Genomic DNA, 12,090 nt, shown 5'->3' on the forward strand with positions numbered 1-12,090 from the left:
CGCTTCACAGCATAGCCCGCATGAGCGCAGCGACATGCGGGACCTTTCCCCGGATATCGCTTCGCTCATCCGGGCTACGACGTCATGGCGACCGGCCCGTCTTATCGCTTCGGCAGCGTCTCCGTGAACCGCTTGATCGCCTCGATCACCGGTCGCTGATCGCCGGCAAAGAACCAATGATCATCGCCGTCGAGCTCGACGAATTGCGCGCCGCGAATCTGCTTCGCCATGTCGCGGCCGGCCGCGATGCGCACGGCCCGGTCGCCGCGCCGGTGCAACACCAGCGTCGGCACCGCGATATGCGCCAGAAGGTGCCGCACGTCGGCGTCGCGAAACGCATCGAGCACGCCCGAGATGCCGCCGGGACTGGAGGCCGCGCGCAAGAGCCCGGCCCACCAGGCCCGTGCCTGGGGATCACCGGCAAGGCTCGGCGCGAAGGTCTCGATCCCGACCGGGCCGCCCCATTGCGCGATGAGCTGGCGGCTCCAGGCGTCATACTGGCCGGCGCGCAGCGCATGCGGATAATCCTCTGACCAGCAGCCTTTTGCCAATGCGCCAAACAGGATGAGCCCGGCCACGCGGCTGATGTCATCGACCGCATATTTGATGCAGGCGGGCCCACACTCGGACGCGCCGAACAACACCACGCGACGCGCATCCACCGCTCGCAGCACGGTGCCGATATCCTCCGCGGTGTTGTCGATGCCAGGCGCCGATCCGACCCGGTCGGACAGCCCGATGCCGCGGCGATCGAACACGATGAGCCGCCCCAGCTTCATCAACGAGGCCAGAAACGTCCGGCTCGCCGGATGCTCCCAGGCGCGCTCCACATGCGACACGAAGCCGGGCATGACCAGGATATCGAGCGGGCCGCTCCCATAGGTCTGATAGGCCAGATGCACGCCGGCGCCCTTCACGTAGCGCGTCACCGGCACGGCCTGCGCCGCCGCCGCGGGATTCATGAGCGCCTCGGTCTCGGCTTCCGGCGCGACGCCAAGCTCATCCCGCAGCCGCTGCGTCAGCGCCGCGTGGTGACGTTCCGCCCCGCTCCGGTCGCCGGCGAGCAGCAAGCTGCGGATCAGATGCCGGCCATACACCTCGCTGAGCGGATCGAGCTCGACCAGACGTCCCGCATGCACTGTCGCGGCAAAATGATCGCCGTCGGCATTCTTGTCCTGCACCAGACGCTCCAGCGCGTGCATGAGCCGTCCCCTCAGCGCCTCCCGGCGAAAGAACGCCCAGTCGTCGAATTCGGGAGAGTCGTCCGGGGCGAAACCCGCGAGAAAGTCACCGCGATAGACCGCGCAGGCTTCGTCGAAGGCGCCGCGGTCGCAGGCGCTCTCGAACAGCTGCGTATCAACCTTCAGCTCGAGCTTCGGCGACCAGCGCACGCTGCTGCGGTCGGCCTCGAACACCGGCTGGTCAAGCGCAAGCTCGATGCGATGAAGCAGCCGCCGCAATCGCGCAAGACCGGTTTCGCGGGCAGCCTCGGGCCACAGCAGCGTGGCCATGACCTCGCGCGCGACGGCGCCCCTGGCCTCCGCGAGATAGACCAGCAGCGCAAGTCCCTTGCGCAGGTTCAGCTTGATCGGGCGGTCGTCAGCGCGGACCTCCGGGAAGCCGAGCGCCTGAAGCGAGAGGACCGTCATGAAAATCCTTCCCCGCCTGTCGGCCTCCCCGGAGGACGCACAGGGGACGGTCCGGCGATAACGATCGGGCCGGATCGAGCCTGCTCCGGAGCGAAGGGTTTGGTTCCTGCATGCGGCGCCATTTGCGCCGGCACAATAAGGGAAAACAGCCATGTCCGCACGTCCGCTGCCGCGCATATCCGCCTGTCACATGTCCGCCTGCCGAAAAACGGGAGCGCCGCGATGAAGGCGATCCTGTGCAGCTCGTTCACCGGACCGGGAGATCTGCGCCTGGGCGAGATCGATGAGCCCAAGCCTGCCGGCGACGAGATTCTCGTCGACGTCCATGCGGCCTCCGTGAGTTTCATGGACCAGTTGCTGGTCTCGGGCCTCTACCAGATGCGGCCACCGACGCCCTTCGTGCCCGGCACGGAAGCCTCCGGGATCGTCGTCGCGGTCGGGGACAAGGTCACGACCTTCGCCCCCGGCGATCGCGTGGCGTGCAGCAGCTGGATTGGCGGCTACGCCGAACGGATGACTGCAAAGGAATCGAAGAGCGTGCGGTTGCCGGATGGCGTCGCGTTCGCGACGGCGGCGACGGTCCTGCACAATTACGGCACGGCCTATTATGCGCTGGTCGAGCGTGCACGAGCCGAGCGCGGCGAGACATTGTTCGTGACGGGCGCGGCCGGCGGCGTCGGACTTGCCGCCGTCGATATTGGCCGCCATCTGGGCCTGCGTGTCGTCGCCGGTATCGGCTCCGATGACAAGGCCGCGCTGGTCCGGAGCTACGGCGCGAGCGAGGTCGTCAACTATCGCAGCGAAGATCTGCGCGACCGGATCAAGTCGATCACGTCAGGAGACGGCATCGATATCGGCTTCGACAATGTCGGTGGCGCGATCTTCGAGCAGATGGCCCGGCTGATGTCATGGGGCGGACGGCTGATGCCGATCGGCTTCACCAGCGGCGAGATTCCGCAGGTCCCGATGAACCTGCCGCTGCTGAAGAACTATTCCATCATCGGCGTCTTTGCCGGCGCCTGGGCAGAGAAATTCCCCGACGAGGCTGCACGCATGAACGACACGCTGATGCGATTGCTGGCCGACGGACAAATCCGCCCGCATATCGACCGTATCCTCCCTTTGGAGGAGGCCGGCGAGGCCATGCGCGCCGTGGCCAACCGGACGGTTCAGGGACGTATTGTCCTCAAGATCAGATAGAATGCGCCAACGCTGAAGAGAGAGAAGACCGATGACACAGATCATCATCGACAAGCGCTTTTGCGGCCCTCCGAACTCCGGGAATGGCGGCTATGTCTGCGGCCGGCTCGCCCGCCACATTCCCGGCGGCGCCGAGGTGACGCTGCGCGCACCGCCGCCGCTCGACACGCCGCTCGATACGATCCCAACGGACGACGGCACATGGGAGCTTCGCGATGGCACCAAAGTCGTCGCGACCGGGCGCGCGGCAAGTGTCGAGCTCGCGCGCCTGGAGACGGCCAGCTTCGAGGAGGCCTGCGCCGCCGAATTGCTGACGCCGGTGAAGCCGCACGAGCATCCCCTGCCGACCTGTTTCGTCTGCGGTCCCGCAAGGGCCAAAGGAGACGGCCTGCGGATTTTCGCCGGACCGCTCGGGCGCAATTCGCAGAACGCCGTTCTCGCAGCGAGCTGGACACCGGATGCGACTCTGGCCGCCGAGGACGGCCTCGTCGCGCCGGAATTTCTCTGGTCCGCGCTCGATTGCCCCACCGGCTATGCCTGCAACTACAATCAAGAGAGCGACAGCTTCGATCAGGCACCGCTCCTGCTCGGACGGATGTCGGCACGGATCGAGGCCCGTCCCCGCCCCGGCGACCGCTGCGTCGTCACGGCCTGGCCAACCGGCCGCGACGGCCGCAAGCGCACGGCCGAGGCCGCGGCGCATGACGAAGCCGGAAGGTTGCTCGCCGTGGCGCGGGCGACATGGATCGCGGTGGACCGCGAGGTGCAGCTCGGCCGCGGGTGATCCGCAAAGCGAACAGATCCGTGGACTCGTCAAGCGCCCGCCTAAAGCGCGATGCGATCAGGATGAATCGTCATCGCGCTTTAGGTTGTTGTTTGAGCATCCGCGCAAACGCGTTGCGCGTTTGTCGCGACGGAAAACCGCTACACACTTTTCCGGATCATGCTCTACGGCCACGCAGGATCGTGCTTTAGCTGCTCGTCACCTGCCGGACGGGAGGCGGCTTCCAGGTCCCGTTGATGATCGAGGGCGACTTCTCGTTCGGCCAGTACATCCGCAACATCAGGACGAACTTGCCCGCCGGCGCGGGAAGCCAGTTGCTCTCCTTGTCGGGGCCGGGACTGTCCTTCTGGATGTAGAGATCGACCGAGCCGTCTGCATTGGCTTTGAGGTTCTGGCGGGCGCTGATGGACTGGCGGTTGATCGGATTGGCGACGAAGAAATAGTTCTCGTCATACATCGTGATCGACCAGAAGCCGCCGACCGGAGGAAGCTGCCCCTTCGGAAAACGCATGACGTACTTGTTGCTGCCGACGTACTCTTTCCCGTCGGCGTCCTTCTGGGATGTCGGATAGCACGCATCCTGGATCCGGTTGGCGCCGAGGCCGATGGCCGTGACAAGCGCACGGTTGAAATAATTGGTGCCGTAGACGCCGGCTTCGGCGTCGAAGGCCCAGCCGTTGATGTTCTTGATCGCCTTGTTGACCTTGAACTGGAGCATGATGCGGTCGAATGCCACCTGGGGGACCCGCTTGGCGAAGGCAGCATCGAATTTGCTCGCATCAAAGTCCTTGCCAGGGACAAGACCGATCTTCGCGAACCCAGCGACCTCGGCGGCATCCGCGGCAGCCGGCGGATTGCGTTTCATCAACTGCGCGAGAAGGGTGAAATAGGCCACAGCGTCCAGGCGGTTGACCTGCTCGCGAACGGCCGTCTTCATGTCGATCGACGCATCGACCTTTCCTGCTGGAGGCGTGTACGACTTGCCATATGCGCTGAGAGGGACGATCTTGAACTCGTCCTGCGCGGCGTGCACGGCCGCGTAGTCCTCCGGCGTGCCGGTGCAGTAGATGCGGCCCAGGATCCAGACCATGCTCGTCGGTGATTTGTATTCCTTGACGCCGGCGGGAAGCGTCCCCTTCCAGCCCGGTCCAGTGATCGCATAGGTCTGCGCCTTGGTGCCGGTGGTGCGCTTGCCAGGCACCTGGAAGACATTGGTCCAGCCGTCCAGCATCGGAAACAGGAAGTAGCGGTCCTTCATATCAGGCATGCTCAGGACCCAGGGCTCGTCTCCCACGTCGATCCAGGACGAGGTGTAGAGCGTGTCGGCATTGGGCGCCGTGACATCCCTGAAGCTCGCATCAGGGTACTTGCGGAGCTTGACGAACTGGCCCATCGGCCCGCGCGTGCCTTCCACCGCCGCAACGTTGGTCATGACCCGGCGGGTCATCTCCATCGTCACGAGCGGATATCCGTAGATATAGGCGTCCTGGGCGAGCCAGAAATCTTCGCCGCCCTCCAAAGCCCTGACGACAGGACCATCAAACTCGGCGCGTGCGGTGCGGGAAATCGCAAGCGCCGACACGGCGGCGCTGAAGGCGGCAAGTGCTTGGCGACGGCTGATTGACATATCGAACCTCCCTATTGCCGAAAAAGCGTACCGGGCGGGGTTCCACGTTCTTTGACATGCATCAATGGGCCGGTTGGCCTTGCAACCGGGCCGAGCGCCGCTCGTTCAGCGCAACTTAACACGTCTGCATCAACTGGCGGTAGAAGCTCGTAGGGTGGGCAAAAGCGCGCAGCGCCGTGCACACCACCTCTGTATCTTCGTCGATCGACATGGTGGACACGCTTCCGCGTTCGCTCTTCGAGCTACGGCGGAGAAGCCGCTTTGCCCACCCTACGAGAGCTACCATGCGGCACCCGTTCGATCACCGGCTCGCTCGCAGCGCGCCAAGCTCGACGTCGGCAGCCGGCTTCTCGAGAAAGGTCTTCGGGCAACCGGCTGCAGCCTGCTCGAACAGCTTCAACGCCTCTTCCCTGGAGCCGTTCTGCAGCGCGCGCTCTGCAATATAGAAATTCGCCTCGCAGACCTGCTCCTTCTTCTTCACCGGGTCGGCGTCCTCGGCAGCGCTGAACACCTGCTCCGGCGTCAACGTGCCAAGGAACAGATTGACGATCGGCGCGGGCCATTTCGTCGCGTCCAGCTGCTTTGCAGCCTCGTTCAATCGGCTCGGCTGGTCACTGCGCTTTGCAACAATCTCGCGCCAGATGACCGGATAGGCGTTCTTTGGATCGAGCTGGATCGCCTGATCAAGGTCGGTCAACGATTTGGCAAACGAAGCCATCTGCCAATAGACCCTCGCACGATGAAAGTACGCGCGCGCATCCTTGGGATCGAGCTGCACGAGTTGATCGTAGTCCGCAAGCGAGCGGCCGAAGTCCCCCTTGGCCTTGTACGCGTTGGCGCGGAGCCCGAAGGCATCCTTGTCCTTGGGACTAAGGCGGATCGCCTCACCATAGTCTGCGATGGCGCGGTCGAGCTCCCCTTTCCACTGGTAGGCCGCTCCCCGAGCGCGGAGCGCAGGGCCATCCGCGGAAGCGAGTACAATTGCTTCACCCGCGACGGACGCTGAAATGGGGTCGGCGTCCTGACCTCGAAGCTGAGTCTGCCGATCGTCGGGGTTTCCTTGACCCCGATGTGCCAGCTGGATCACCTGGTTATAATCGGCGATGGCGCGATCATAATCGCCTTTTCGGGCGTAGGCGACGCCCCGACAGCCGTAGGCAGATCGGCTTTGTGGGTTCAGCTCGATGATCCGGTCATAGTCGGCGATGGCGCGGTCGAGTTCGCCCAGCTGAGAAAAGGATTCGGCTCGAAAATAGTAGAGGTACTCGTTCCCCGGCTTGATCTGCATTGTTTGATCGAGCTCGGCCAATGCACGATCTCTGTTGCCCTGGGCGACGTAAACCCGGCTGCGGCACAACTGGCCAATGCCGGCTTGCGGGCCGATCTCGACCGCCCGATTACAGTCAGCAATGGCGCGACCCGGTTCCCCCTTGCGGATATAAGCGAGGCCTCGGTCCACACGCACGATGACATTTTCCGGATGGACCAGAAGGGCTTGATCATAGTCGGCAATGGCGCGGTCCATATCACCTTTGGCCCAGTAGATTCGGGCGCGCCCCAGACGGGCATATACAGCCTTGGGATCAAGCTCGATGACCTTGTCGTAGTCGGCAAGCGCAGCGTCGGTCTGTCGCCTCTCGAGATGCGTAAAAGCTCTCTGAAGGCGGGCGTTGAGATTGCCCGGATCACGCTCGATGATGACGTTGTAGTCCGCGATCGCAAGGTCGGCCTCGCCCTTCTGGCGGTAAAACATCGCGCGGCGAAAGTACGCCATGATCACGCTCTGCTGCATGGCCTGCGCCGCCTGAATGATAGCGGTGCAGCCTGCGATCCTGTCATCAGCGCTGAAATTTCCAACCGCGTTGCACTTGGAGGCCAAAGGCATTTCCGCACGTGCGGTCGATATTTCTAGCAGGGCCGTCAGCGTCAAAGCACCGACACCTGCTGCCGCACAAATGAATGCGCGGCCGATCATTCCAAACATGCAGTCCCCATTTCAATTCCCGGGGACGTCATAGCAACCGGCGAAGCGCCTGCACAGCCCCTGGTTGCAGCACTGCGGGCCACAAAACGCGATTTGGTAGGGTGGGCAAAGGCGCGTAGCGCCGTGCCCACGACTTCTGTCTCAGCTCCATCAAACGCAATGGTGGGCACGCTTCCGCCTTCGCTCGTCGTGCTACGGCGGACAAGCCGCTTTGCCCACCCTACGAGAGCTGCGCCAGACGAAACCTACGCGCCCTGCTCGAGCATCCCCTGCAGCCGCACCAGCTCCGCCTCGAGATCGCGCTCCACGTCCGCGGCGCGAATGTCGATCACCCGATAATCCCGTGCCTCCAGCCAAGCACGCCGCGACGCGCGGTCGGCAGCGATGGTCTCGCCCTCACCCGGGTTCACCAGCTCGATCGCGATCCGGTGCGGGAACGAGACGAAGTCCGGGATATGACGGCCGACCGGGGTCTGGCGCTTGAACCCACCTGCGAAGCGGCGGTCGCGCGTCAGCGCCTGCCAGAGCAGCCGTTCGGCATCGGTCGGATTGCGGCGGAGCAGGCGGGCGAGGCCACGCACGGTCGAGCCGCTGTCGGGCGCACCGCCGCCCTGCCCGTGCTCGGCCAGCAGCGCGCGCAGGCGCGTCGCCTGCTCGCCGTCGAGCACGCCGCCCTTGGCCGGGCCCTTGCGTCCCTCGGCGATCGCCATGATCACCCCGTGCAGGGTGTGCATGTCCTGCTTGGTCGGCTCCATGCGGCTGAAGATGTTGCGCAGGTTGACCAGCATGGTGTCGCGCTTCTCGGCCGGGCGCAGGAACTCGACCCGGTCGAGCTCTCGGATGAGATTGTCGAAGAAGGCCTGCATCTGGTGCTGCGAGGCGCGTTCGGAACGCTCCGGCATCGCGTGCGGCAGCTCGCCGGATGTCGCCCGTTTGAACCATTCATAGCCGATCAGCAGCACGGCCTGGGCGAGGTTGAGGGAGGCGAAGCCCGGATTGACCGGGAAGGTGATGATGCGGTTGGAGAGCCCGACCTCCTCGTTGGTCAGGCCCCAGCGCTCGCGACCGAACAGGATACCGGCCTTGCCGCCGGTCGCGACGTGCCCGGCGATCTCGGCCGCTGCGGCCTCCGGCCCGACCACCGGCTTTGCCTGATCGTGGGGGCGCGCGGTGGTGGCGAACAGCAGGTCGAGGTCGGCGACAGCCTCTTCGACCGTGCCGAACAATTCGACCTTTTCCAGGATGTGGTCGGCGCCGGCGGCGGCCCGCTGGGCCGCGATGTTGGGCCAGCCGTCGCGGGGGTTGACGATGCGCAGGGCGCCAAGGGCAAAATTGCCCATGGCGCGCGCGGCCATGCCGATGTTTTCGCCAAGCTGCGGCTCGACCAGGATGACGATGGGACCGTCGAGGGAAAGGCCCGCCTTGCTCTTGTCAGTCCCCGACATCTCGTTTCGCTTTCACACCGGTTCTCAAGGCCTTGCCAGGGCGATCTTCAGGAAGTGATTCAAGGCGGCCGCCGGCCGGCCCTGCCCGTCCGCCTGTCGTTTGCCTGTCCTGACAAAATTCTCAAGGGAAATAACGGGTTGGAATCGACTTTTGAATCTCCTCTGAAGCCTGAGGCCCGCCCTCGCCGCAAGCCGCCGCTCCCGCCCCCCATCCGGGCAAGCTGGATGAGCTAAAAGTGCATAATCCCTTGGCTTTCGCCCGCCGCGCGGCGGTGCTAAGAGGCGGCGGATATTCCCGTGGCGCGCCAAAAGCGCCGTTCCCAAGAGGCTTCCCCGATCATGGCAAAAATCAAGGTATCCAATCCCGTCGTCGAGCTCGATGGCGACGAGATGACCCGGATCATCTGGCAGTACATCAAGGACAAGCTGATCACCCCGTTCCTGGATGTCGAGCTGATGTATTTCGACCTGGGCATGGAATACCGCGACCACACCAACGATCAGGTCACCATCGACGCCGCCGAGGCCATCAAGAAGGTCGGCGTCGGCGTCAAGTGCGCAACCATCACCCCGGACGAAGCCCGGGTGAAGGAGTTCAACCTCAAGCAGATGTGGAAGTCGCCGAACGGCACCATCCGCAACATCCTCGGCGGCGTGATCTTCCGTGAGCCGATCATCTGCAAGAACGTGCCCCGCCTGGTTCCCGGCTGGACCAAGCCGATCATCATCGGCCGCCACGCCTATGGCGACCAGTATCGCGCCACCGACTTCAAGTTCCCCGGCAAGGGCACCCTGTCGATGAAGTTCGTCGGCGAGGACGGCACCGTCATCGAGAAGGAAGTGTTCAAGGCTCCCGACGCCGGCGTCGCGATGGGAATGTACAACCTCGACGATTCCATCATCGACTTCGCCCGCGCCTCGCTCAATTACGGCCTGCTGCGCAACTACCCGGTCTATCTCTCGACCAAGAACACGATTCTGAAGGTCTATGACGGCCGCTTCAAGGACATCTTCCAGGACATCTACGACCGCGAGTTCAAGAAGGAATTCGAGGCCAAGGGCCTGACCTATGAGCACCGCCTGATCGACGACATGGTCGCCTCGGCGCTGAAATGGTCCGGCGGCTACGTCTGGGCCTGTAAGAACTACGACGGCGACGTGCAGTCCGACACGGTCGCGCAGGGCTACGGCTCGCTCGGCCTGATGACCTCGGTCCTGCTCACCCCCGACGGCAAGACCGTGGAAGCGGAAGCTGCCCACGGCACGGTGACCCGCCACTACCGCGAACACCAGAAGGGCAAGGAGACCTCGACCAACTCGATCGCGTCGATCTTCGCCTGGACCCGTGGCCTCGCCCACCGCGCCAAGCTCGACAACAATGCCGAGCTCGCCAAGTTCGCGAACACGCTGGAGAAGGTCTGCGTCGACACCGTCGAGGCCGGCTACATGACCAAGGACCTCGCGCTGCTGGTCGGCGCCGACCAGCGCTGGCTCTCGACCACCGGCTTCCTCGACAAGGTCGCCGAGAACCTGACGAAAGAGCTGGCCTGAGCCGTCCGCAATTTCGCCCGACTGGGCCACACATCATCACGGGCCGCGCAACAGCGCGGCCCGTTGTTTTTGAGAGACCCTTTTCGCGGAGATGCGACCATGTCGACCAAGCTTGCTGCCCCCTGCCTGCTGCTCGCGGCCATGATCGGTCCGGCAGCCGCCGCCGACGCGCTTCCCGAAGCCATCGCCGCACCGGGCGAGAGCGTCGTGCTCAGCGTCCATGCCGAGGGCGCGCAGGTCTATGAGTGCAAGGCCGGCACCGACGGCAAGCTCGCCTGGGCCTTCCGCGAACCGATCGCGACGCTCTTTGCCGAGGGCAAGACGATCGGCCGGCACTATGCTGGCCCGAACTGGGAGCACGCCGACAGCAGCGCCGTCGCCGCCAAGGCCGCTGGCAACGCGCCCGGCGCGACGCCTGCCGATATCCCCTGGCTGAAGCTGGAAGTGACCGCGCACCGCGGCAGCGGCGTGCTGACGCCGGTCACCACGGTCCAGCGCATCAACACCCATGGCGGCAAGCTGGACGGTGCGTGCGACAAGGCCGGCGAATTCAAAAGCGCGCCCTACTCGGCCGAGTATGTTTTCCTGAAGAAGGGCTGAGCGCGCAGCACGCCTGATCAGTTCGCCTCGCCGTCGTCTTCCTTCTCCGCCTGGGCGAGCTCGGCGAGCGCGAGATCGCCGGTATCGGCCAGCCTTGCCTTGGCGGTGGTATGGACGTGAGCGGCAAGCGTCGGCATGCGCTCGATCAGGGCGTGAAAGTCCTGGGCATCGAGCACCAGCAGGCGCGTCTTGCGCGTCGCCGTCACCGTGCCGCTGCGTTTTGTTTTATGCAGCAGCGCGATCTCGCCGAAGAAGGTGCCGTCGGCGAGCCGCACATGCTGGTTCGGCAGCGCGATCTCGACCTCGCCGGCGGTGATGAAATACATCGACGAGGCCACGTCCCCGCGCCGCACCAGGATCTCGCCCTGCTCGATGGTGCGCGCGCGCAGGAGGCGCATGATGTCGGCGATCTCCGCTGCCGACAGATGCGAGAACAGTGGCACCCGCGCCAGCATGCCCCAGGTCACCACGAAATCGCGCCGCCTCACCTCTTCGGCAAAGGCGGTGGAGATGATGGCGACCGGCAGCGCGATCATGGCGAAACCGCTGATGATGGCGAAGGTGGAGACGAACTTGCCGAGCACCGTCACCGGCACGACGTCGCCATAGCCGACGGTGCCGAGCGTCACGATCGCCCACCACATCGCCTGCGGGATCGTGCCGAGCTTGTCCGGCTGCACGTCGCGCTCGATGGCGTAGAGCAGCGAGGCGAACGTCAGGACCGCCCCGATCAGGATGACCACGCAGCCGATCAGCGCCCGCCGCTCGGCATGCACGGCCGCCAGCAGCGAGCGCATCGCCGGCGAGTACCGTATCAGCTTGAAGAACGGCAGCACGCCGAGCCCGGCCAGCGTCGCGTGCCGGCCCGTGGCGAGCACGATGGCAGCCGGCAGGAACGCCATGAGGTCGATGATGCCGAGCGCGGAGAAGGCATAAGAGAGCCGGTCGGACAGCGCGGAGCCCCTGCGCTGGGTGTGCCCCGCCACCGTCCACAGCCGCGCCAGATATTCGAGCGCGAACATGACGACGGCGAGCACAGCGATCGCGCTGAACAGCACATCAAAGCGCGCGTCGAGCTCCGGCACCGAGGCGAGGATCATCGCGGCGACATTGAGCACGATGACGCCGATGATGATCTGGATGAAGCGCGACCCGGCCGAATAGGCCAAGGGATCGTGCTCCAGCAATTCGTAGAGGCGATCCCTTAGGTTGGGATCGCGCAAGCCACGCCCTCGCGGAACGAGGCCCAT

The 12,090-nt window shown here is 64.7% G+C and carries 9 protein-coding genes; 4 read left to right on the forward strand and 5 right to left on the reverse strand.

Annotated elements, in window-relative coordinates; all coding sequences use genetic code 11:
* Nucleotides 1–101: 101 nt before the first annotated feature.
* A complete protein-coding gene (locus RAD15_RS30295; RefSeq protein WP_458181921.1) occupies nucleotides 102–1,649 on the reverse strand; it encodes an alpha/beta fold hydrolase in 1,548 nt (515 codons plus the stop codon).
* A 222-nt stretch (nucleotides 1,650–1,871) separates the two neighbouring features.
* On the opposite strand from RAD15_RS30295, the gene RAD15_RS30300 reads away from it, so the two are divergent.
* A complete protein-coding gene (locus tag RAD15_RS30300; protein ID WP_458181923.1) occupies nucleotides 1,872–2,849 on the forward strand; it encodes an NADPH:quinone oxidoreductase family protein in 978 nt (325 codons plus the stop codon).
* Between the two features lie 31 nt (nucleotides 2,850–2,880).
* A complete protein-coding gene (locus RAD15_RS30305) occupies nucleotides 2,881–3,633 on the forward strand; it encodes a PaaI family thioesterase (protein ID WP_458181925.1) in 753 nt (250 codons plus the stop codon).
* 187 nt (nucleotides 3,634–3,820) lie between these two features.
* On the opposite strand, the gene RAD15_RS30310 is transcribed toward RAD15_RS30305, so the two are convergent.
* From RAD15_RS30310 to RAD15_RS30320, 3 genes are all read right to left on the reverse strand, one after another.
* The gene (locus RAD15_RS30310) at nucleotides 3,821–5,260 is read right to left on the reverse strand and encodes a DUF1254 domain-containing protein (protein WP_458181926.1); all 1,440 of its coding nucleotides are present in this window, start codon (nucleotides 5,258–5,260) and stop codon (nucleotides 3,821–3,823) included.
* A 301-nt stretch (nucleotides 5,261–5,561) separates the two neighbouring features.
* Nucleotides 5,562–7,244: a tetratricopeptide repeat protein gene (locus tag RAD15_RS30315; protein WP_458181928.1), complete on the reverse strand. Its 1,683-nt coding sequence runs from the start codon at nucleotides 7,242–7,244 to the stop codon at nucleotides 5,562–5,564.
* A 245-nt stretch (nucleotides 7,245–7,489) separates the two neighbouring features.
* Complete coding sequence (locus RAD15_RS30320) at nucleotides 7,490–8,689, reverse strand: TrmJ/YjtD family RNA methyltransferase (protein ID WP_458181930.1); 1,200 nt, start codon at nucleotides 8,687–8,689, stop codon at nucleotides 7,490–7,492.
* A gap of 339 nt (nucleotides 8,690–9,028) precedes the next feature.
* Here RAD15_RS30320 and RAD15_RS30325 point away from each other — a divergent pair, with 339 nt between their 5' ends.
* The gene (locus RAD15_RS30325) at nucleotides 9,029–10,240 is read left to right on the forward strand and encodes an NADP-dependent isocitrate dehydrogenase (RefSeq protein ID WP_458181931.1); all 1,212 of its coding nucleotides are present in this window, start codon (nucleotides 9,029–9,031) and stop codon (nucleotides 10,238–10,240) included.
* Nucleotides 10,241–10,339: 99 nt separating this feature from the next.
* The gene (locus RAD15_RS30330) at nucleotides 10,340–10,840 is read left to right on the forward strand and encodes a DUF3455 domain-containing protein (RefSeq protein WP_458181933.1); all 501 of its coding nucleotides are present in this window, start codon (nucleotides 10,340–10,342) and stop codon (nucleotides 10,838–10,840) included.
* A 17-nt stretch (nucleotides 10,841–10,857) separates the two neighbouring features.
* Here the strand turns inward: RAD15_RS30330 and RAD15_RS30335 are convergent, their stop codons facing one another.
* The gene (locus tag RAD15_RS30335; protein ID WP_458181934.1) at nucleotides 10,858–12,090 is read right to left on the reverse strand and encodes a cyclic nucleotide-gated ion channel; all 1,233 of its coding nucleotides are present in this window, start codon (nucleotides 12,088–12,090) and stop codon (nucleotides 10,858–10,860) included.

This window comes from Bradyrhizobium sp. 14AA (assembly GCF_054185205.1).